25 protein-coding genes are annotated in these 19,078 nt (G+C 42.7%); 17 read left to right on the top strand and 8 right to left on the bottom strand.

Annotation, left to right across the window (positions count from 1 at the left end; genetic code table 11):
- The first annotated feature begins 275 nt into the window (after positions 1–275).
- Positions 276–1,250 (top strand): MBL fold metallo-hydrolase, encoded by a 975-nt coding sequence (locus J7I93_RS02240; RefSeq protein WP_214722840.1) that lies wholly within the window; start codon positions 276–278, stop codon positions 1,248–1,250.
- A gap of 1 nt (position 1,251) precedes the next feature.
- Positions 1,252–2,046 (top strand): SDR family NAD(P)-dependent oxidoreductase, encoded by a 795-nt coding sequence (locus J7I93_RS02235; RefSeq protein WP_214722838.1) that lies wholly within the window; start codon positions 1,252–1,254, stop codon positions 2,044–2,046.
- A gap of 62 nt (positions 2,047–2,108) precedes the next feature.
- Here the strand turns inward: J7I93_RS02235 and J7I93_RS02230 are convergent, their stop codons facing one another.
- A complete protein-coding gene (locus J7I93_RS02230) occupies positions 2,109–2,315 on the bottom strand; it encodes a YqzH family protein (protein ID WP_214722836.1) in 207 nt (68 codons plus the stop codon).
- Between the two features lie 290 nt (positions 2,316–2,605).
- Between J7I93_RS02230 and J7I93_RS02225 the strand changes: the two genes are divergently transcribed.
- The 3 genes from J7I93_RS02225 (at position 2,606) to J7I93_RS02215 (ending at position 4,649) form a co-directional block, all read left to right on the top strand.
- Positions 2,606–3,865: a Y-family DNA polymerase gene (locus J7I93_RS02225; protein WP_214723040.1), complete on the top strand. Its 1,260-nt coding sequence runs from the start codon at positions 2,606–2,608 to the stop codon at positions 3,863–3,865.
- Between the two features lie 184 nt (positions 3,866–4,049).
- On the top strand, positions 4,050–4,385 hold the full coding sequence (locus J7I93_RS02220; RefSeq protein ID WP_214722833.1) for a YolD-like family protein: 336 nt from the start codon (positions 4,050–4,052) through the stop codon (positions 4,383–4,385).
- 105 nt (positions 4,386–4,490) lie between these two features.
- The gene (locus tag J7I93_RS02215; protein WP_214722830.1) at positions 4,491–4,649 is read left to right on the top strand and encodes a hypothetical protein; all 159 of its coding nucleotides are present in this window, start codon (positions 4,491–4,493) and stop codon (positions 4,647–4,649) included.
- A gap of 20 nt (positions 4,650–4,669) precedes the next feature.
- Here J7I93_RS02215 and J7I93_RS02210 read toward each other — a convergent pair whose 3' ends face one another.
- Positions 4,670–4,888: a CDGSH iron-sulfur domain-containing protein gene (locus tag J7I93_RS02210; RefSeq protein WP_214722828.1), complete on the bottom strand. Its 219-nt coding sequence runs from the start codon at positions 4,886–4,888 to the stop codon at positions 4,670–4,672.
- 144 nt (positions 4,889–5,032) lie between these two features.
- Here J7I93_RS02210 and J7I93_RS02205 point away from each other — a divergent pair, with 144 nt between their 5' ends.
- Together J7I93_RS02205 and J7I93_RS02200 are read left to right on the top strand one after the other, a co-directional pair.
- Positions 5,033–5,359, top strand: a complete 327-nt coding sequence (locus tag J7I93_RS02205; RefSeq protein ID WP_214722825.1) for an iron-sulfur cluster biosynthesis family protein — start codon at positions 5,033–5,035, stop codon at positions 5,357–5,359.
- A 235-nt stretch (positions 5,360–5,594) separates the two neighbouring features.
- A complete protein-coding gene (locus J7I93_RS02200; protein ID WP_214722823.1) occupies positions 5,595–6,137 on the top strand; it encodes a hypothetical protein in 543 nt (180 codons plus the stop codon).
- A 138-nt stretch (positions 6,138–6,275) separates the two neighbouring features.
- Here J7I93_RS02200 and J7I93_RS02195 read toward each other — a convergent pair whose 3' ends face one another.
- The 3 genes from J7I93_RS02195 to J7I93_RS02190 form a co-directional block, all read right to left on the bottom strand.
- A complete protein-coding gene (locus J7I93_RS02195) occupies positions 6,276–7,205 on the bottom strand; it encodes an alpha/beta hydrolase (protein ID WP_214722822.1) in 930 nt (309 codons plus the stop codon).
- A 158-nt stretch (positions 7,206–7,363) separates the two neighbouring features.
- Complete coding sequence (locus J7I93_RS25335; protein WP_258309328.1) at positions 7,364–7,495, bottom strand: hypothetical protein; 132 nt, start codon at positions 7,493–7,495, stop codon at positions 7,364–7,366.
- Positions 7,496–7,698: 203 nt separating this feature from the next.
- Positions 7,699–8,607 carry a hydroxymethylglutaryl-CoA lyase gene (locus tag J7I93_RS02190; RefSeq protein WP_214722821.1) on the bottom strand — a complete coding sequence of 303 codons (909 nt, stop codon included), beginning with the start codon at positions 8,605–8,607 and terminating at the stop codon, positions 7,699–7,701.
- A 202-nt stretch (positions 8,608–8,809) separates the two neighbouring features.
- On the opposite strand from J7I93_RS02190, the gene J7I93_RS02185 reads away from it, so the two are divergent.
- From J7I93_RS02185 to J7I93_RS02160, 6 genes are all read left to right on the top strand, one after another.
- The gene (locus J7I93_RS02185; RefSeq protein WP_214722819.1) at positions 8,810–9,997 is read left to right on the top strand and encodes an acetyl-CoA C-acetyltransferase; all 1,188 of its coding nucleotides are present in this window, start codon (positions 8,810–8,812) and stop codon (positions 9,995–9,997) included.
- 267 nt (positions 9,998–10,264) lie between these two features.
- Complete coding sequence (locus J7I93_RS02180) at positions 10,265–10,954, top strand: CoA transferase subunit A (RefSeq protein ID WP_214722818.1); 690 nt, start codon at positions 10,265–10,267, stop codon at positions 10,952–10,954.
- 28 nt (positions 10,955–10,982) lie between these two features.
- Entirely contained in the window at positions 10,983–11,651 is a 669-nt protein-coding gene (locus J7I93_RS02175) for a 3-oxoacid CoA-transferase subunit B (RefSeq protein ID WP_214722817.1), read from the top strand.
- Positions 11,652–11,809: 158 nt separating this feature from the next.
- Complete coding sequence (locus tag J7I93_RS02170; protein ID WP_214722816.1) at positions 11,810–12,181, top strand: VOC family protein; 372 nt, start codon at positions 11,810–11,812, stop codon at positions 12,179–12,181.
- An 81-nt stretch (positions 12,182–12,262) separates the two neighbouring features.
- On the top strand, positions 12,263–12,508 hold the full coding sequence (locus tag J7I93_RS02165) for a YqkE family protein (protein ID WP_214722815.1): 246 nt from the start codon (positions 12,263–12,265) through the stop codon (positions 12,506–12,508).
- 68 nt (positions 12,509–12,576) lie between these two features.
- A complete protein-coding gene (locus tag J7I93_RS02160; RefSeq protein WP_214722814.1) occupies positions 12,577–13,299 on the top strand; it encodes a ZIP family transporter in 723 nt (240 codons plus the stop codon).
- 251 nt (positions 13,300–13,550) lie between these two features.
- Here J7I93_RS02160 and J7I93_RS02155 read toward each other — a convergent pair whose 3' ends face one another.
- Together J7I93_RS02155 and mciZ are read right to left on the bottom strand one after the other, a co-directional pair.
- Positions 13,551–14,483 carry an aldo/keto reductase gene (locus J7I93_RS02155; protein WP_214722812.1) on the bottom strand — a complete coding sequence of 311 codons (933 nt, stop codon included), beginning with the start codon at positions 14,481–14,483 and terminating at the stop codon, positions 13,551–13,553.
- A 102-nt stretch (positions 14,484–14,585) separates the two neighbouring features.
- On the bottom strand, positions 14,586–14,720 hold the full coding sequence (gene mciZ / locus J7I93_RS02150; protein WP_214722811.1) for a Z-ring formation inhibitor MciZ: 135 nt from the start codon (positions 14,718–14,720) through the stop codon (positions 14,586–14,588).
- A 78-nt stretch (positions 14,721–14,798) separates the two neighbouring features.
- Between mciZ and J7I93_RS02145 the strand changes: the two genes are divergently transcribed.
- Both J7I93_RS02145 and J7I93_RS02140 read left to right on the top strand, forming a co-directional pair.
- Entirely contained in the window at positions 14,799–15,350 is a 552-nt protein-coding gene (locus tag J7I93_RS02145; protein ID WP_214722810.1) for an NUDIX hydrolase, read from the top strand.
- Complete coding sequence (locus tag J7I93_RS02140; protein ID WP_214722809.1) at positions 15,350–16,516, top strand: endonuclease Q family protein; 1,167 nt, start codon at positions 15,350–15,352, stop codon at positions 16,514–16,516. Before J7I93_RS02145 ends, J7I93_RS02140 begins: the two co-directional genes overlap by 1 nt.
- 90 nt (positions 16,517–16,606) lie before the next feature.
- Here the strand turns inward: J7I93_RS02140 and J7I93_RS02135 are convergent, their stop codons facing one another.
- Positions 16,607–17,182 carry a GNAT family N-acetyltransferase gene (locus tag J7I93_RS02135; protein WP_214722808.1) on the bottom strand — a complete coding sequence of 192 codons (576 nt, stop codon included), beginning with the start codon at positions 17,180–17,182 and terminating at the stop codon, positions 16,607–16,609.
- A 158-nt stretch (positions 17,183–17,340) separates the two neighbouring features.
- Between J7I93_RS02135 and spoIIM the strand changes: the two genes are divergently transcribed.
- Positions 17,341–17,985, top strand: coding sequence for a stage II sporulation protein M (spoIIM, locus tag J7I93_RS02130; RefSeq protein ID WP_214722807.1), 645 nt, complete (start codon positions 17,341–17,343; stop codon positions 17,983–17,985).
- Positions 17,986–18,514: 529 nt separating this feature from the next.
- Positions 18,515–18,982 carry a ferric iron uptake transcriptional regulator gene (gene fur / locus J7I93_RS02125; protein WP_144541425.1) on the top strand — a complete coding sequence of 156 codons (468 nt, stop codon included), beginning with the start codon at positions 18,515–18,517 and terminating at the stop codon, positions 18,980–18,982.
- Positions 18,983–19,078: the final 96 nt, after the last annotated feature.

The raw sequence follows: 19,078 nt of genomic DNA, 5'->3' as shown, positions 1-19,078 counted from the left end.
GCAAATTTAACAGAGCCTAATTTTTATTAAAGTTCGGGAAAAGTTATGTGAAAATAATGACAATTATTAAAAAGAGCGGTACACTTATTTCTATATATGAAAATTTTCTAAATTTTGCTATAGAGTTTCGGGAATTTGTGCTGTAGTCAACCGCCTTATTTTAAAAGACTTAAGTAATATGATTTATATTCTTATGTATCACTAGAATTGCCTGCGGTAATATATGAAAAAGAAATGTATCTTATTTAAATATAGCGTTTTAGGGGGCTGGAAAAATGCCGGAATGGAAAGATGGAATTGCAAAACTCGTTATCCCGACACCTTTTGCTGTCGGAGATGTCAACGTATATGCCGTGAAGGGAGAAAAGCTGACTCTCGTGGATGCGGGTCCAAAAACGGAAGAAGCATGGGAAGCGCTAAAAGAGCAATTAAAAGAACTCCGTTTAACTCCCGATGATTTCGACCAGGTAGTCCTTACTCATCATCACCCTGATCATGCAGGATTGCTGGACTTTTTTTCTCAGAATATGGAGATATATGGGCATTCAGTAAATCAAAGGTGGCTGTCCCGGACGGAAGCCTTTTTAAAAGCCCATGATGAATTTTATTATAAACTTTTTACTGAATTTGGGGTTCCGGAAAAGTATTTATCCTTTATTGGTTTGATGAGAAAGACACTTCGCTTTTCCTGTAATCGCTCATTAACAGGGGAGCTTAAGGAAGGTGATCATCCTGCCGGGCTGGATGATTGGACAATTATTGAGACACCAGGCCATGCCCAGAGCCATATCGGCTTGCTTAGGGAAAGGGACGGTGTATTTATCGGCGGGGACCATCTGCTCGCCCATATCTCTCCAAACCCTATACTGGAGCCGCCTTTGCCCGGAAGCAAAGAGCGGCCGAAGCCTCAGCTGCAATATAACGCTTCCCTGCAAAAAGTACAGAATCTTCCAATCGGCCTTTTTTATTCTGGTCATGGGGAAGATATTACAAATGTAAATGAATTAATCGAAGAGAGGGTTGGACGCCAGCACGACCGTGCCATGAAAGTGAAAAAATGGCTCGAATCCGAATCACTCACTGTTTTTGAGGCTTGCTGCCGTCTATTTCCAAAAGTGTATGAAAAAGAGCTTTCCCTGACGATATCGGAAACGGTGGCCCAGCTTGATTATTTGCATTCTATAGGGGAGATTTATATAAATAAAGAGGAGAAAGCATTCCTGTATTCCGCATCCAAAGAGGTGGTTTGATTTGTCAGATCGATTGAAAAATAAAAATGTGATTATTACGGGTGCATCGGGGGGAATTGGAGCCCAAATGGCTGCTCTTTGCGCTGAGAGAGGGGCAAACCTTGTTCTTCTTGCCCGTAATCTTGAAAAATTGAATGCGCTTAAGGCCGATCTGCGCAGCCGGTTTTCAGTAGACATTCATGTACATAAACTTGATGTCTCCAACTCTGATGAGGTCTCTGCTGTGTTTTCAGAGATTCTTGCCCAACTCGGCCATGTGGATATTCTTGTAAACAATGCTGGATACGGGATTTTTCGGGAGGCACATGAAGCGAAAATCGAAGAAATAAAGGGCATGTTTGACGTTAACGTTGTCGGATTGATGGCTTGCACGAGCATGGTGCTGCCGGCGATGAGGCAGCAGAAGAACGGCCATATTATCAATATCGCTTCACAGGCCGGCAAGATTGCCACACCGAAATCCAGTGTTTATTCCGCAACCAAGCATGCAGTTCTTGGCTATACGAACAGCCTTCGGATGGAGCTGGCTGACAGCAATGTATTCGTAACTGCCGTAAATCCCGGCCCTATTGAAACAAACTTTTTTAATATTGCCGATGAAAAGGGCACCTATGTTAAAAATGTTCAGCGGTATATGCTCAAACCGGAGTATGTGGCGCTTAAAGTGGTTAATGCCATGCTGACGCCTGTCAGGGAAATTAATCTTCCACGGTGGATGAATGCAGGAAGCATTGTTTATACTCTGTTTCCGAGGTTGTTTGAAAAAATCGGGAAACGCGCATTTAATCAGAAGTAAAATACTAAAAGGCCGCCAGCATTGCCTGGCGGCTTCTTTTTTGCACTTATTCCGGGGTCCCCTTAAAAATACGGCGAATCTGTGATATAGCCGTACACTGCATCATTTACGATTTCATGCAGATCGCTGTCAGCCTCTTTATTTTTTGCCTCAATGATTTTCTTGAAAATTTCATCAAACTCTCTGCTATCGAGCGAAACTGAATGGCTGTCCTCGTTGTATTGTTTTAAACAGTTTTGGACCATTTTAAAAATTAGTTTCTTGTTCATTTATTGCACCTCATGCTGATTATACAGGTTTCTGGGAATTTCGGCACCTGGCAAAAGAACCTGATTTAAGAAAAAGCCCGTAAAATTTCCATTGAAACCGAACGCATATTCGCTTAATATAATGGGTATACATATACAGAACAAACGTTCTTTATCTGAAGCAAGATGAATTCAAGATAATAAAAATAACTTTCTAAAGCTAGATGATGTCTAGCTTCAGGCGCCATCAGCCCGAGGCCATAGCCGACAAGCGGGCGCCTTACACTTTTCTAAGGAGGATGTCGGAAGTCATGGTTGATTACAGCGCAATGCCGGAAAATAAAATTTTGTGTGTTGATATGAAGAGCTTCTACGCGAGCTGTTCTGCTGTCATGCTTGGCCTGGACCCTCTTGATTGCTACCTTGTGATTGCCGGAAACTTGGAGCGGAAGGGCAGTGTCGTTCTGGCTGCCTCTCCGAGGATGAAAAAGGACTTTGGGATAAAGACTGGATCCCGCCTGTTTGAGGTTCCCAATGACCCCCGCATTAGGGTTGAGGAGCCGAAAATGGCCACTTATTTAAGAATTTCCACCGAAATCACCCGGGTGTTTAACCGCTATGTCCCAAAGGAAGCCATTCATACGTACAGTGTTGATGAGAGCTTTATAAAAGTAGATGGTGCACTCCATCTCTGGGGGGATGCCGAGACAATTGCCTGGAAAATAAAAGGGGATATCGAACGGGAATTTCAGCTTCCGTGTGCCATCGGGATAGGGCCGAATATGCTCATGTCCAAACTTTGCCTTGATCTCGAAGCGAAAAAGAAGGGAGTTGCTGAGTGGAAGTACGAAGATGTGAAGACGAAATTGTGGAACGTATCCCCTTTAAGGGAAATGTGGGGAATAGGACGCCGCGTCGAAAAAACGCTGAACGGAATGGGGATCTTCACAGTGGGCCAGCTTGCCCGCTATGACCTGGAAAAGCTTGAAAAGAAGTTTGGGATTATGGGCAACCAGCTTTATCACCATGCATGGGGAATTGACCTTTCAGAAATGGGGGCGCCGATTATGGAAGGGCAGATCAGCTTTGGGAAAAGCCAGATTCTATTAAGGGATTACAAGGAGGAGGAGGAAATTAAGCAAGTTGTCCTCGAAATGTGCGAGGAAGTGGCAAGAAGAGCCCGCACTCATCGCAAAGCCGGAAGAACAATCAGCTTTGGCCTCGGATACAGCCAGGATGAATTCGGGGGAGGTTTTTACCGTTCAAGAACGATTGATCAGCCAACGAATATCACGATGGATCTTTATCGGGTCTGCCTGGAGCTCTTTCACGAGAATTATGAAGGCAAAACAGTGCGGCAAATCTCTATCTCCCTCGGAAATATTACGGATGACTGCGAAATGCAGCTGAGCCTGTTTGATCTGGATGGCTGGAAAAAACGGGAGCTCGGCTACACGGTTGACCGGATTCGCTCCAAGTTTGGGGGAGGAGCCCTGTTGAGAGCCGTATCTTATACAAGTGCGGGAACCGCCAAGCACCGGGCTACACTGGTTGGCGGCCATAAAATGTAGGCTATGTTAAAGCATTTTTAAATAATGTTGGTTGATTGGAGTTTAATGTGCTAATCCCGCGAAAATGCATTCGCATTTCCTTCGTGTGTTGTTTGTATCAATAAGGTTTGGCTAGCAGGCATTTGGAGCGGAAATCAGCAGGCATGTTTAACAAAGCTAAAATGTAAACAAAGGGGGGCGGCTTATGATTCGCGATCGTGGCAGAATAAAATGGACTTCCATGATGCTGCCGGAACATGTAAAGCTACTAAGAGATTGGGCAAAGGAAGATACGTACGAGAAAAAACGGGAATTGGATGAGCAAAAGCTTGAATCTATGAACGAGATTCTTTCAGAAGCAATGGAGTTTCAAAAATCGGTTACAATTACTTATTACCGCGGCAGAAATTATGAGCTTGTAATCGGGAGCATTCATTACTGGGATGAACATGGCCAAAAGCTGCATATAGTGGACCGCTTTGGGGAAATTCATCACATTTCCATTAACACAATAGCCGATGCCCGGCTTACGGATGAGTAAATAAAGGGGGAGGTCTGGCCATAAATAAATGGAAAATGATGGATACAATTAAAAGGGGTAGTTTTTAGGCGGCAGAAGCACCTTAACAGCAAGGAGGTGTTTCACATGCCAAGAGGAAAAGAACTGGAGCAGCTGCCAATGGCCAATATCGCACCGGGCGCTGGAGATGACAGCACGGGAATGGACCGGGAATTGCTGCAGGGCATTGTGCAGGAAGAGCGGGTATCGCCAGCGAAAGTTAAAAACGAAAAAAAACGGGGATAACTATCCCCGTTTTTCGGCGATTACTCCTTATCGTCCAAAACCTTCTCGGCACGGACACAAGATTCAAAATTTCCCTTATGGGTTCCGTCACAAAATGGAAGCTTTGATGATTTTCCGCATCGGCAAAGAGAGAATACCTGCTTTGTTTCAAATTTGTTGCCATCCACATCAATTAATTCCACATCGCCTGTTACGCGCAGCGGGCCATTATCCATTACTTTAATCTGCACCTTTGACATACCAACCACCCTTTCACAAAATTGACACATATTCACTTTGATGGTAATAGGAATAAGCGAAAAAAGCAACTGTCCCTTTCAGAAGCATGTTAAATCTATCTGTGTTAAAATACAGCATATGCAAATGGGAGGTAGTTTTAAAACATGGAAATTACAGTAACTGAAACGGCGGCTGAAAAATTATCCGAACGGGTCGCCGGAAAAGGCGGCTATGTAAAGCTGAAATATGATATAGATGGCTGCGGATGTGTTGTGAGCGGCGTGACAGCTCTCTGGCTAGTGCAAGAACTGGATGATGATGACAGGGAAATCAAAACGAATGCCGGAAGCATATTTGTGGGAAAATCCAAGGAAGTATTTTTGGACGAGGATTTAAAAATAGATTTTTCAGAGAAAGCAAACTGTTTCCAGCTAAAAAGCCCGAACCAGTATTTAAATCCAAGAATGAGTTTTTTTGATAAAACAAAATAAGCTATATACAAGGCGGCCGCGGATGGCTGCCTTATTTTTTGCCGTTCTATCAGGAAAAAATCGGATAGTTCACGAACTTTTTACATAGGCATAAAGACCCTTCCATATTTTTGAAAAATAAGGGTTTAATATAGTAGGAAAAGGCTACAGAATCATTAAAAGCACAAAAAAGCGAATGTTTTACTAGGGTTTGTCATTAAATGGTAAAGACACCGCAGAATTGGAGGAGAAATTTATGAAAAAGAAAAACATACTGCTATTGCTGGCGGCGTCCATTCTGCTATTGTCAGCGTGCAGTACACAGACAATGGGCCAGGCAATTGATGAGGATATCCCTTTTAATGTGAAAGAAATTCTACATAAAGAAAAAGTAAAAGACGGAATCATTCTTCTATATACGACACATCAGAAAAATGGGCAGGGTGAATTCGATGCTATGGCGGCTGCGTATTTGAAGGGCAGTGATAAAGACGGCTGGAATAATGAAGGGCACAACCACTGGGAGCATTATGAAAATCAACACATGACTGTTTATACAGACGAGTTCTATGATTATGATAGAGAAGGAAAATTGGAAAACAGGATCCCGGTCATTTTTGGGAAGATTCATAATCAGGATATAAAAAAAGTAGAAGTAGCCGGCAAGGAAGAGAAATTTGAAGAAGCAGCAGTCATCGAAAAAAAGAGCGGACGCTATTATTTTAAAATAGGAAACTTCCACACAGCAAGAGGATTATCAGCAGACGGCAAGGAAATTCTGAAACAGAAGCAAAATTAGGATTGTCCAGGTTTGAAGCACCGTTCTTAAGCTATGGTGAGAGTAGTAAAGCGAGAACAAAGCCAAAAGCCTGCTCAAAAAGAAAAGGTAATCTCCAAGCAATAAAAAAGCTGGCCCAAAATGTGAGCCAGCTTTTTGCTATTCCGAAAGAATTCCTTTTTTAAAATAAACGTACTCTTCCAAAAACTCATCAATTACCTTCTCATAGTCTTCTTTGTTTTCATTGAACGATTGGGCATGGATTCCGTTGACAGCAAGGTATAGCTTTTTGGGCCCTTTCTTCTTCTCGTACAATGCTTCAGACATGGTTGGCAAAATGAAATCATCCTTCTCACTGTGAATAAACAGGATAGGCTTCTTTATGTTTTCAATCACAGAAATAGGCGAAACGTCTGCTATAGAATATTTCTCGCGCATGCGCAGGAATAAATCCGCAACAGGCAAAAAGAGCTTCGGAGGCAGCTTCATTTCCGCTTTAAGCCGATAAGCAAGCTGCTCTTTTAAGTCGGAAAACGGGCAGTCAGCAATATAAAAGTCAGCACCATCTTCGAGCATTCCGGCATAGAGAATCATTGTGGCAGCTCCCATGCTTTCGCCGTGAATCCCAACCTGTATGCCGGGCCCTTTTTCCGCTTTAAGCCAATCAACGATTGCTTTTAAATCAAACTTTTCATAATGCCCGTAGCTTGTCGTTTTTCCGCCAGATTCCCCATGGCGCCGATGATCATAAATAACAGCGTTAAATCCCCGTTCCAGGAAGAGGTTCATATATTTAATTGAGTTCACTTTATTCTCGGTTACCCCATGGGAGATAATGATATAACGGTTATTCTCATGAGGTTCAACAGCCACAGCCTTTAATTTATATCCAAAAGGAGAGGGGACCAGCACTTCTCTTTTGGGCAGGCTTTCATACTTCATTAGATCAAGCCTGCCCGCTCCCTTCTCCCTTTCCAAAATAAACTCATCTTCCTTCTTTTTCATATACATTAGCCTATTTGTAAAATAGACGCCAAGTGATGAAAGAAAGAGAATGAATGAAAATAAATAGCGAAAAACCTTTCTCAAACCCATCCCTCCACCTGTTTTTCTTTATTTTACCATTCTGGCAAAAATTAAAACACAGAAGTGAACCGGGACAAACTATAAATTGGACGGAGACATGCCAGATGGCTATGAAAAATTCAGTTCAGCTTGCAGCAAGAAAAAAGCCGCCTTTAGGGCGGCTATTGCTGGGAGTTCTGCCTTTTTGTAGGGTGAATTGCCTTTTCCAATTCCTCAGCAGCAATCGTCTGGCTCACTGTATCCGAATTAGGCTTCCCCTTCTGGCTATATCCTTTATCGCGTTTCTGGCTCATCTATCTTTCCCCCTTCAAAAGTAGCTTTGCTCCAGTGCCTTGTTTATGGATGAATCTTCTAGTCACAAGTACGGAGCTGTGCTCGGTGTCTTCACCTAATAAGATGCTTTAAGAAGGGGCGGCTTATACATGAATGACAGATTTGGAATTTGTATATGGCTGCTGCTAGTGTGTTTACGTCAGGCAGACCAATGCTGTTTTGGCTATTTAACAGTTTCGGTATTCAAATTGAAATAGGTGCTTTCAATCGGCCTGGAAAGATGTGGCTGAACGATCTTTACAGCCTGCACTAATTTTTCGAGATCAACGTTCGTCTCAATTCCCATCCGCTCAAGCATATAAACAACATCCTCTGTGGCCGCGTTGCCGGCAGCACCCGGAGCGAACGGGCATCCGCCAAGTCCGCCTGCTGATGTATCAAATCGGTCAACGCCGGCTTGTAACGCAGCAAAAATATTGGTTAGCGCCATTTTTCTTGTGTCATGGAAATGTGCTGTCAAAAGTGTGTTTGGAAACTCTGTTTTTAAACGGGAAAAAAGCTCGAAAGATTCATGAGGCGCAGCCATTCCAATCGTATCTGCCACACTTAGTTCGTCAGCGCCGGCCTCAACAAATTGACGGCACAGCTCGACTGCATCCTGAGGTTTAACATCTCCTTCGTAAGGGCAATAAAAAGCTGTTGAGATGCACGCACGCACAAAATAGCCTCTTTCTTTCAGCTCCCCGATAATGGGATTTAGTTCTGCCATACTTTCCTGAGTGGTTTTATTGATGTTTTTCTTATTGAAGGTATTGCTCACTCCAACAAATACAGCGACTGCTTTGCAATCCGTCATATATACTCTGTCAATGCCTTTGCGGTTAGGCGCCAGCACGATGTCCCTTGTAGCACCATCCAGGCAATCTGCAACAATTTCAGCCGCATCGCCCATTTGCGGGACCCACTTCGGAGAAACAAAAGAAGTTAGCTCCATTTCAGTTAAACCGGCATTTCTCAGGCTTTTGATGAATTCTTTCTTGACTTCTGTCGGTACAAAGGATTTTTCATTTTGCAGCCCATCGCGCGGGCCAACCTCGATTATTGTTACTTTTTCAGGCAATCCAAGCGTCATGTTTTCCTCTCCCGTCACATATTTTAAAAGGTGTATCGTAAGCGCTTTCCCGGATGTGAAGATTATACATATTACACTTAATATAATTGTAGTAGGAAAGCTTTTTCGAATGCAAGAATAATAGAAATTTTGACAAAATAAAAGGAATTTTGATACTTTGCACGAATATTAGCAGAGAGATGTTTTTGAAAGGATGAGAGAGATGGCACAAACAGAAGTAGTAATAGTCAGCGCTGTCCGGACAGCAATCGGAAGCTTTAATGGAAGCCTAAAAGATGTATCGGCTCCCGAGCTAGGAGCAATAGCCATTAAAGGAGCTCTGGAAAAAGCAGGTGTAAAAGCGGAGCAGATAGATGAAGTAATTCTGGGAAACGTGCTGCAGGCAGGTCTTGGCCAGAATCCTGCAAGGCAGGCTGCTCTTAAAGCGGGCCTTCCTGAAAGCGTTTCCGCAATGACAATCAATAAAGTTTGCGGTTCAGGTCTGAAAGCTGTCCATTTGGCTGCACAGGCAATTATCGCAGGAGATGCTGAAGTTGTTGTAGCTGGTGGAATGGAGAATATGAGCCAGGCTCCTTACATACTGAAAAATGCAAGAAATGGCTTTAAAATGGGGGATCAAAAATTAGTTGATTCCATGATTTCAGACGGGCTCTGGTGTGCCTTTAACGATTACCATATGGGAGTAACGGCCGAAAACCTTTGCTCGAAATATGACTTAAGCCGGGAAGAACAGGACGCGTTTGCCGCTGGGAGCCAGGAAAAAGCGGTAACCGCAATCGAAGCGGGTAAATTTAAAGACGAAATCATACCAGTGGAGATTCCGCAGCGAAAAGGAAATCCAATTGTGTTTGATACCGATGAGTATCCGAAAAAAGGGACGACTGCTGAAAAGCTTGGTGGCCTTCGCCCGGCATTTAAAAAAGACGGAAGCGTCACAGCCGGCAATGCATCAGGCATCAATGATGGTGCAGCTGTATTGCTTGTCATGAGCAAAAGGAAAGCAGATGAGCTAGGGCTCAAGCCTTTAGTTACAATTAAAGGAAATGCCAGTGCTGGCGTAGATCCAAGCATCATGGGCATCGGCCCTGTTGCTGCTGTGAAAAAAGCACTTGAAAAAGCGGCTGTTTCCATGGAGGAACTGGAGCTTATTGAAGCCAATGAAGCATTCGCAGCCCAGTCCCTTGCTGTAGACAGGGAGCTTCGTTTTAACAAAGAAATTTTAAATGTAAATGGAGGAGCAATTGCGTTAGGCCATCCAATTGGGGCGAGTGGAGCAAGAATCCTTGTAACCCTAATACATGAAATGCAAAAAAGGCAGGCGAGGAAAGGACTTGCAACTCTTTGTATTGGCGGGGGGCAGGGTGTTGCCACAGTAGTGGAGCTTGCATAGTCGCTTTTCGCAAATAGCTTTGTTAAAGATCATTGTTGATTTAGCAATGTGTGGATTGGAGCGGAGGCGCTAATCCCGCGAAAATGCATTCGCATTTCCTTCGTAAGGTGCTTATTCAAGGATGCTGAATCAACGTCCAGCGGGAGGAATGTGTCAAAGGGAGACCCCCGCAGGTGTGAATGCTCGGAGGAGCGTCGGGCCACTCTCGGATTGCTTGAGCGTCTGAAGCGGAAAAAAATACGTTATTCAATGAAAGGAGCGATTAAAGTGAAGAAAATTTGTACTTCCTTTGGGGAAGCGGTTCAGGATATTCATGATGGAGCTGTCCTTATGGTTGGCGGCTTCGGCCTATGCGGAATTCCAGAGAACCTTATTCTGGCTTTAGTAGATAAAGGGGTAAAAGACCTTACAGTCATTTCAAATAACTGCGGAGTTGACGATTGGGGGCTTGGATTGCTTTTAAAAAATAAACAAATTAAGAAAATGGTCGGCTCCTATGTCGGCGAAAATAAAGAATTTGAAAGACAGGTTCTGTCAGGTGAAATCGAAGTGGAACTTCTGCCTCAGGGAACGCTTGCAGAGAAAATCCGTGCAGGCGGTGCCGGCATTCCAGCTTTCTATACGCCAGCAGGAGTGGGAACACCAATTGCGGAAGGAAAAGAAACAAAGGTATTTGACGGAAAAGAATATCTTCTGGAGGAAGCACTTAAGGCAGATTTTAGCCTGGTTAGAGCATGGAAAGGCGATAAGATGGGAAATCTCGTCTATCACAAAACTGCCCGGAACTTTAACCCAATGATTGCAGCCGCTGGAAAAGTGACCATTGCAGAAGTGGAGACACTTTGTGAAACCGGTGATCTCGATCCTAATTACATTCATACGCCAAGCATTTACGTTCAATCACTTATAGAGGGCAAACAGGAAAAACGTATTGAGAGATTGACAGTAAAGAAATAAAAAAGCAGTGACGGAAGGAGAGGATGTCATGAGTAATGATAAAGCAGCAGTCCGCGAGAAAATTGCCAGACGGGCTGAAAAGGAGATAGAGAACGGCTTTTACGTAAATTTAGGAATTGGCATGCCGACATTGGTTGCAAACTATATTTCAGATAATAAGCAAGTGGTACTGCAATCGGAAAATGGGTTGCTCGGCATCGGGCCATACCCTGCGGAAGAGGAAGTAGATCCAGATTTAATTAATGCGGGGAAGGAAACAGTCACTGCAATCCCGGGATCTGCTTATTTTGACAGTGCAGAATCGTTTGCCATGATTAGAGGAGGCCATGTGAATATTGCCATTCTAGGGGGAATGGAAGTCTCTGAGAAAGGGGATCTGGCTAACTGGATGATTCCCGGAAAGATGATCAAGGGTATGGGCGGAGCGATGGATCTTGTCCATGGAGCAAATAAGATTATCGTCATTATGGATCACACAAATAAAAATGGCGATTCGAAAATACTCAAAGAGTGCAGCCTTCCATTAACAGGAAAAGCTGTTGTTGACCGCATTATAACTGAGCGGGCAGTCATCGATGTAACCGATGCTGGTTTAAAGCTTGTTGAAGTCGCAAAAGGCTTTACTATCGAGGACATTATTAATTCAACAGAGCCTGAGTTGCAAGTTGATGGAAATGTTGTTACAGATGCCTATTAAAGAGTTTAAGAAAAGTGCAGCTGCATAAGCTGTACTTTTCCTTATTTAAAGCCTATGTTATAGCTCATTATCGGACCTCCCGCTGTTCGCTGAACTTCTTGGGCGGAATTTAACAGGAAGGTTAACAGAGCTAATTAAAAAAGAGATGAGGAGAAAATATGAGTTTCGCATTCAAAGGTATCGATCATATCCAGCTGGCAGCACCAAAGGGGTGCGAAGAAGAGGCCCGGAAATTTTATGGACATCTGCTGGGGCTCAGGGAAATACCTAAGCCAGAAAACCTTCAAAAACGCGGAGGGTGCTGGTTTATCTGCGGAAATCAGGAAATACATATTGGTGTACAGGAGGACTTTTTGCCCGCAAAAAAGGCTCACCCTGGTTTCGTCGTTGAAAATCTTGAAGAATTAAGGAGCAGCCTTCATAAATTTAATATCGGAATTAAGGAAGAAGCCCCAATTGAAGGAAGAAAACGATTCTTTGCAGATGATCCATTCGGCAACAGAATTGAGTTTCTTGAGTTTTTGGCATAATTCAGGGGCAGTCAGACTTCTGCAGTTTGTCCAAAAAAAATATGTTATAATGGATGGCAAAATAGTTGACGAGGGGATTTTATGAAAAAGAAGAAACAGCATTCCCAGCCGAAAAAGGATGATAAACCTATTACGCTTGGAGACATGTTAAACCAGGACTTAATGCAGCAATTGAAAGGGAAAAAACAAGAATTAAAACAGGCTGAAGATAAGCAGAAGGAAGAGGAAGAGCGCAGAAAAAAAGAGGAAAAAAGATTGCGCGAAAAGAATAAAAGCTTCGAGGAATTGCTGGGCGAAAGCAATCTCAATTGGAAAGAGTTCAAATGATACAAGAATAAAAGTTTCATCTATAGATACCGAGGGCAAAGATTAATAAAAAAGATGGGTGTTGTTCCATGCTTTCTTTATTAAGCTTTGTATTCGCTCTCGGTTTTTCAATTGTACATTTTTCTTCAAAATACATGAAATTTCTTACATATATCCCACGAAGCAGGCTTTTATCAGCTGCCAGCGGAATTTCTGTAGCTTATGTATTTGTTCATGTTCTTCCTGAGTTAAAAGAGCATCAGGAAAGTATTGAGGGCACCGGCAGTACGGAAATTTTCCGCTATCTTGATAGCCATGTATATATATTTGCGATGCTTGGCCTTTGCGCTTTTTATGGGATAGAAAAAGCAGTGAAACATTCTCGGAAGGGCAAAGAGGAACAGCATACTGCCGGATCTTTTTGGCTGCATATGTCCACTTTCTTTATATATAATATGCTTATTGGCTATCTGCTTGTACATGGCGAATTTGCAAACCTGAAGGAGTGGCTGATTTATTTCTTTGCACTATCCGTCCATTTTATTTCTAACGATCATGGTCTGCGGCAGTCGCATAAAAAAATATACGACCGATATGGCCGCTGGATTCTGACTCTTTCCATTTTAATAGGATGGTCTATTGGGGTTTTAACAGAGGTCAGTGAAAAGGTGATCGCCTTTTTATTTGCCACTTTGGCTGGCGGAGTGATCTTAAATGTACTGAAAGAAGAGCTCCCTGATGACAGGGAAAGCAACTATGGAGCCTTTATTGCCGGTGTGGTTGGATATACTATGATCTTAATGATGATTTAAAAAGGGCTGACTTTTTGTCAGCCCTTAAGACTGTAGACAAACTTGATCAAAATCTGGTTTGCCTATAGTCTTTTTTTCCGTCTGTAAAATGGGTCTGTTGATTTCCGTTCCAGGTGCTCAGCGAACGCGGGCGGCCCGGGGAGCCTCCACGTCACGGGTCTCCCCTGACCCTTGCTCCCGCAGGAGTTTTCGCACCTTCCACTCCAATCAACGGGATTTTAAAATGAATGTGGCTGTGAATCTCACCTAATTTAAAATAGATCCCTATGCTGCTCATATATGTTTTGTTTAGCGAGAGCTTTTATAACATCTAATTCCTCTTCAGTCAGCGGGTTAGCCCTGGCTGCTTTTGCATTTTCCCTTACTTGCTCAACCCTGCTTGCGCCAGCCACTACAGAAGAAACAGCCGGGTTAGCCAAGTTATACTGAAATGCTATCTCTGTCATGGCTCGATCGCCGGAAAGTTTTTCTCTGATACTTTGAATCGTTTCCTCCAATTCAGAAAAGCTGTAATCTAAGTAGCCTTTTGCTTTGACAGACTGAGAAGCTTTGTCCAGCATTTTATTGCTGAGCAGTCCCTTTGCCAGCGGTCCTCGTGTTACAGCACTTATGCCCTTTTTTGCTAGGAGGGGAAGTGCGTCTTCTTCCGGCCTCCGATCCAGTATACTGTATTGCATCATGACAGAAACAATGGACGATCTTTTTGCATATTCCCGGATCACATTTGGCCGAATGGAGGAAATGCCGTAATGGCGGATTAAGCCTTCATCCTTCAGTTCCTCAAATGCTTCAATGGTTTCGTCAATCGGATCGTCTATGGTGCCCCCATGGAGCTGGTATAAATCGATATAATCAGTAGCGAGCCTATTCAGGCTATCTTTCACTGCTTCTTTAATATGTTTTTTGGATGGATCCCAGCTCCAGCTGTCTTTTTGCTCATTCCAGCGATTTCCTGCCTTTGTCGCAATGACGACTTGGTCTCGGACATTCTTTAGGAAATGCCCGACAAGCTTTTCGTTTTCGCCAAAATCATATAAATCAGCGGTATCAAAGTAATTAATGCCTTCTTCAAGGGCAGCTTCAATAATCTCCTGCGCATTTGAAGGGTTCGTTCCAATAGACATACATCCAAGCCCAAGCTCGCTGACATATAATTCAGAGCTTCCTATCCGCCTCTTTTTCAAGTGCCCACCTCATTTCAATTGATTTCTATTATTTATTGTACAGAAAGAATTGAGGCATACTCAAATTAGAGGCTTAGCCTTGGCTAGTTTTTACTCATAACATCACTTCGTTATCTTTTGCGATTCAACCCAGTCTTTCACCAAAACATACTTTTTGCTGTATTGCTTCAGTTTTTCCCGGACTTCCCAGGCTTTTCCGGCCAATACAATTCCCTTGCTGTGGACATACACCTTCATGCCATACTCCCCCTATTAAAGTATGATAAAATGTATGTGCAAACATTATCGGAATAGAACAGGAGTGACTGTAAAACAATGAGTCGCCTAGAAGAAAAAACAATTAAAACCGAAAAAATATTCTCTGGAAAAGTGATTAGCCTGCAGGTAGAGGATGTTGAACTTCCAAACGGTAAAACTTCCAAGCGGGAAATCATCAAGCATCCTGGGGCGGTAGCCGTTTTGGCAGTAACGGATGATAATAAACTGGTTATGGTCGAACAGTATAGAAAAGCATTGGATAAAGTTATTGCGGAATTACCTGCCGGAAAGCTTGAACCAGGGGAAGATCCGCAGATTTGTGCAGAAAGAGAGCTTGAAGAAGAAACAGGTTACGGCTGCAAGGAAATGGAATGGCTGATCTCGTTTTATACTTCTCCGGGCTTTGCGGATGAACTTGTCCATTTATACATAGCAAAGGGACTGGAGAAAAAAGAAGATGCCGCATCCCCTGATGAAGATGAATTTGTGAATCTCATGGAGGTAACCCTGGATCAAGCATTGGCATTGCTGGAGGGGCAGAAAATTCATGATGCAAAAACGGCTTATGCTATTCAATATTTACAGCTGCAAAAGGCGCTGAAGAAATAATGAATCAGTATTTTGCGGATTTTCATATCCACATAGGACGGACTTTTACAGGGAAACCGGTTAAAATAACGGGTGCAAAGTCTCTTACCTTTACAAATATTATCAGGCATGCCCGAAATGAAAAAGGGCTGGATATAATCGGCATTATAGATTGCCACTCTCCTGAAGTCATTCTTGAAATGGAAGGGCTGATAGAGGAAGGATCTATATCGGAACATGGGGATGGCGGGCTGCAATATGGGAATTTAACCATTATACCAGGGTCTGAGCTTGAGATTTATGATGAAAAGTGCAAGGGCCCAATACATGTACTTTGTTTTTTTCCTTCCATTTCGATTATGAAGGAATTTTCAACCTGGCTTTCTGACTACTTGAAAAATATTACGTTAAGCTCACAGCGGATATATGCTTCCGGGCAAATGCTGCAGAAAAAGGTAAAGGAGCTGAATGGGCTATTTATTCCTGCCCATGTTTTTACTCCCTTTAAAAGCTTATTTGGAAAAGGTGTACAGCGGTCCCTGACTGAGGTTTTTAATCCTGACCTTATTGATGCTGTGGAGCTGGGGTTGAGTGCAGATACTGCAATGGCAGACCAAATCGGCGAACTTAACAGGTATACATTCCTGACCAACTCAGATGCCCATTCATTAAAAAAAATTGCAAGAGAATATCAAATCCTCGAAATAGAGGAACCGACCTTTGAGGAGCTTAGGAAGGCTTTGGCAGGTGCAGACAACCGCAAAGTTACAGCCAATTATGGCCTTGATCCCTTGCTTGGTAAATATCATCAAACCGTTTGTTCAGAATGCTTTACTCCTTTTGATGCAGACAAGGGTGTGTGCAAGCAATGCAATCATCCCAAGTTCATCAAAGGAGTAGCCGATCGAATTTCAGAATTAAAAACAGCTGGAGAGTCTTCTATGGATCGCCCTCCCTATATTCATCAGGTGCCACTCGATTTTATTCCTGGTTTGGGCCCGAAAATGCTGGAGAAACTGTTAAACCATTTTGGGACAGAAATGGCTATTCTCCATCATGTTCCATTATCTGAATTAAGCCGCGTGATCCCTGACAAAACCGCCCGCCTTATTGGCAAAGCACGTGAAGGGAAGTTAAACCTCAAAGCAGGGGGCGGAGGAAAGTACGGGAAAATAGGAGATAGCTAAAAAGCCTGTTCAATATGAGCAGGCTTTTTGATTTGTGGCAACCTGTTGATTGGAGCGGAAATCACAGGTAAGTATAACAGAAGCTTTATATTAGGTGCTGGCTGCCTTGCTTACCTTGGCATAAACACATGTATCCCGAAGCTCTTGGCCATCCGCACTTAAACTGTCATTAGCCAGTATCCCTTCCAGTTTGTATCCCAGCCTTTCAGGAATCTTGCTGCTGTTTATATTTCTTGGATCGCATCTGATTTCTACTCTGTTAGCCTGAAAGTGCTCAAAGGCAAACTTCGTTAAGCGTTCAGCTGCTTCTGTTATATAGCCGTTTTTCTGATATCTCGAATCACCCCAATATCCTATTTCAAATTTTCGGACATCCCAATCAATTCGATGCAGGCCCGTAGAGCCGACAAAAATGTTGTCCTCCTTCTTATAAATATGGATTCGGAAATCTTCTCTTGAAATAAACTTGGCGTAAGACATTCGGATCCCAGCCTCTACTTCCTCCATTGATTGTTCGTTCCGGGCAAAAGGAAGCCATTGTTTCAGCTCCTTAACAGATGCCATTATGGCATCATGGACTACTTTCCCATCTCCCGGCAAGGCAGGCCGCAGATAAAGCCTTTCAGTTTCGATTTTCTCTGGAAATTCAGTTAAAATGGCCTTCACTCGATCAGCTCCATATAGTTAAATAATTTTGAAAATTATAACGAAAAAAATTGGAATGATCAAGATTTTATCTTCTTATATACTTCTTCTGTCATACAAACCGGGGACAAGCATACAATTTAATAATCAAATTTTGTTTTGTCTTAGGAGGAAGAGCAATGAAGAAAAAAATGTACCAGAACGTCGCCGCAGCCCACTTTCGCGAACATTCCTCAATTTACTTGTTTGTCATTGTTTTATTCCTGATGGGTGTGATTTTTGGAGCAATAGTTGTTAATAGCTTAAGCTTCACGCAAAAAGAGGATTTATTTTATTATCTGTCTCAGTTTTTTGGCCAAGTATCTGATGGGCAAGTGGGAGCAGCAAAAGATTTATTCAAACAGAGTTTTTTCCATAATACGAAATTTATAGGCTTGATGTGGATTTTGGGAATCTCCATTATTGGACTTCCTGTCATCCTGATTCTTTTATTTATGAAAGGGATGGTGGTTGGATTTACAGTTGGTTTTTTGGTTAACAAAATGGGATGGGAAGGATTTTTGCTTTCATTTGTATCGGTCCTTCCGCAAAATCTGATCATTATCCCGGTTTTTATTCTGGCAGCGACTCTCGCAGTTTCCTTTTCACTTAAAATGATTCGCAGACAATTTATGAAAAAAGTGGGCCAGCCGATCATGCCGCTATTCGGGCGATATATGATTACCTTTGCTGTAGCGATTCTGTTTCTTATAGCCGCAGCTGGAGTCGAGGCTTTTATATCACCTGTTTTAATGAAGTCTGTAGTAAACTCCATTCAATCCTGATTTATTAATAAGGCTGTTTTCGTAAAGTTTGTTGCTTTTTGAAGGCAAACGTATTTGGACAACTGAGTTGATTGTAGCGGAGGGCACTTGATCCTCGAAAATGCATCCGCATTCTCTTCGTGCGATGTTTACTCAAGGGTGTTTATTCAATGTCCTGCGGGAAGTAAGGGAAGTGCGAGACCCCGCAGGCGAAGCCGAGGAGGCTCGCAACCCTCCCCGCGGAAAGCAAGTGCCCCGTGCTGAAATCAACGGGCAGAATTCATAAACAACAATCTATGAGAAAAGAGCCTTAATAAATATAGAAGAAAGGCAGGACAATGTAACCTGCCTTTTTTTGCTTTGTGCAAATACAAGGATAATAAGATACAAGTTAGGGTATAGATAAAAAGGTTTTAATCCGCAGCCTAATAATTTATAATAGTTATTAAATAATATTAATTATTTAATGTTATTTATAATAATTTTATTTTGAATCAGAAAGCATTTCTGTTATAATGAGAATGTTAGTGGCGAGGGAGGGACTTTCGGTATGGAAAGCAGAATTGAGAGAATAAAAAAACAGTTGCATTCATCCAGCTATAAACTAACACCACAGCGAGAAGCAACAGTTCGCGTCTTGTTAGAACACGAAGAGGATCATTTAAGTGCGGAAGATGTCTACCTCCTTGTTAAAGAGAAATCGCCTGAGATAGGCTTGGCAACTGTTTATAGAACACTTGAATTGCTAACTGAACTAAAAATTGTTGATAAAATTAACTTTGGTGATGGAGTTTCCCGCTATGACCTGCGCCAGGAAGGGGCAGCCCATTTCCATCATCACTTAGTATGTATTGAATGTGGAGCTGTTGATGAAATTCAGGAAGACTTGCTGGAGGATGTAGAGGAAGTGGTTGAGCGCCGCTGGAACTTTAAAATAAAGGATCACCGCCTTACTTTTCATGGCATCTGCTACCGCTGCCAGGATAAAAAGACAGATAACGAAACAGATGCAAACTAAACCTTTTCTTTCATTTAAGAGAAGGTTTTTTTTATTGCATCTTTATTTCCTCATGCAGTAGCGCGAATGCAGTATCCCCAGCGCAAAGAGCAATTA

It is taken from the genome of Bacillus sp. ISL-47 (assembly GCF_018613175.1).
Taxonomy (GTDB): domain Bacteria; phylum Bacillota; class Bacilli; order Bacillales; family Cytobacillaceae; genus Cytobacillus.
This window is presented reverse-complemented; position numbering and strand designations above follow the sequence as displayed.

Bases quoted from the DNA above. Each gene is read 5' to 3' on its own strand.
- J7I93_RS02145 (WP_214722810.1), top strand. From the start codon at position 14,799: ATGAGTCGCCTAGAAGAAAAAACAATTAAAACCGAAAAAATATTCTCT.
- J7I93_RS02140 (WP_214722809.1), top strand. From the start codon at position 15,350: ATGAATCAGTATTTTGCGGATTTTCATATCCACATAGGACGGACTTTT.
- J7I93_RS02160 (WP_214722814.1), top strand. From the start codon at position 12,577: ATGCTTTCTTTATTAAGCTTTGTATTCGCTCTCGGTTTTTCAATTGTA.
- spoIIM (WP_214722807.1), top strand. From the start codon at position 17,341: ATGAAGAAAAAAATGTACCAGAACGTCGCCGCAGCCCACTTTCGCGAA.
- J7I93_RS02190 (WP_214722821.1), bottom strand. From the start codon at position 8,607: ATGACGCTTGGATTGCCTGAAAAAGTAACAATAATCGAGGTTGGCCCG.
- J7I93_RS02165 (WP_214722815.1), top strand. From the start codon at position 12,263: ATGAAAAAGAAGAAACAGCATTCCCAGCCGAAAAAGGATGATAAACCT.
- J7I93_RS02200 (WP_214722823.1), top strand. From the start codon at position 5,595: ATGAAAAAGAAAAACATACTGCTATTGCTGGCGGCGTCCATTCTGCTA.
- J7I93_RS02185 (WP_214722819.1), top strand. From the start codon at position 8,810: ATGGCACAAACAGAAGTAGTAATAGTCAGCGCTGTCCGGACAGCAATC.
- J7I93_RS02210 (WP_214722828.1), bottom strand. From the start codon at position 4,888: ATGTCAAAGGTGCAGATTAAAGTAATGGATAATGGCCCGCTGCGCGTA.
- J7I93_RS02205 (WP_214722825.1), top strand. From the start codon at position 5,033: ATGGAAATTACAGTAACTGAAACGGCGGCTGAAAAATTATCCGAACGG.
- fur (WP_144541425.1), top strand. From the start codon at position 18,515: ATGGAAAGCAGAATTGAGAGAATAAAAAAACAGTTGCATTCATCCAGC.
- J7I93_RS02215 (WP_214722830.1), top strand. From the start codon at position 4,491: ATGCCAAGAGGAAAAGAACTGGAGCAGCTGCCAATGGCCAATATCGCA.
- J7I93_RS02240 (WP_214722840.1), top strand. From the start codon at position 276: ATGCCGGAATGGAAAGATGGAATTGCAAAACTCGTTATCCCGACACCT.
- J7I93_RS02175 (WP_214722817.1), top strand. From the start codon at position 10,983: ATGAGTAATGATAAAGCAGCAGTCCGCGAGAAAATTGCCAGACGGGCT.
- J7I93_RS02230 (WP_214722836.1), bottom strand. From the start codon at position 2,315: ATGAACAAGAAACTAATTTTTAAAATGGTCCAAAACTGTTTAAAACAA.
- J7I93_RS02225 (WP_214723040.1), top strand. From the start codon at position 2,606: ATGGTTGATTACAGCGCAATGCCGGAAAATAAAATTTTGTGTGTTGAT.
- J7I93_RS02170 (WP_214722816.1), top strand. From the start codon at position 11,810: ATGAGTTTCGCATTCAAAGGTATCGATCATATCCAGCTGGCAGCACCA.
- J7I93_RS02220 (WP_214722833.1), top strand. From the start codon at position 4,050: ATGATTCGCGATCGTGGCAGAATAAAATGGACTTCCATGATGCTGCCG.
- mciZ (WP_214722811.1), bottom strand. From the start codon at position 14,720: ATGAAGGTGTATGTCCACAGCAAGGGAATTGTATTGGCCGGAAAAGCC.
- J7I93_RS25335 (WP_258309328.1), bottom strand. From the start codon at position 7,495: ATGAGCCAGAAACGCGATAAAGGATATAGCCAGAAGGGGAAGCCTAAT.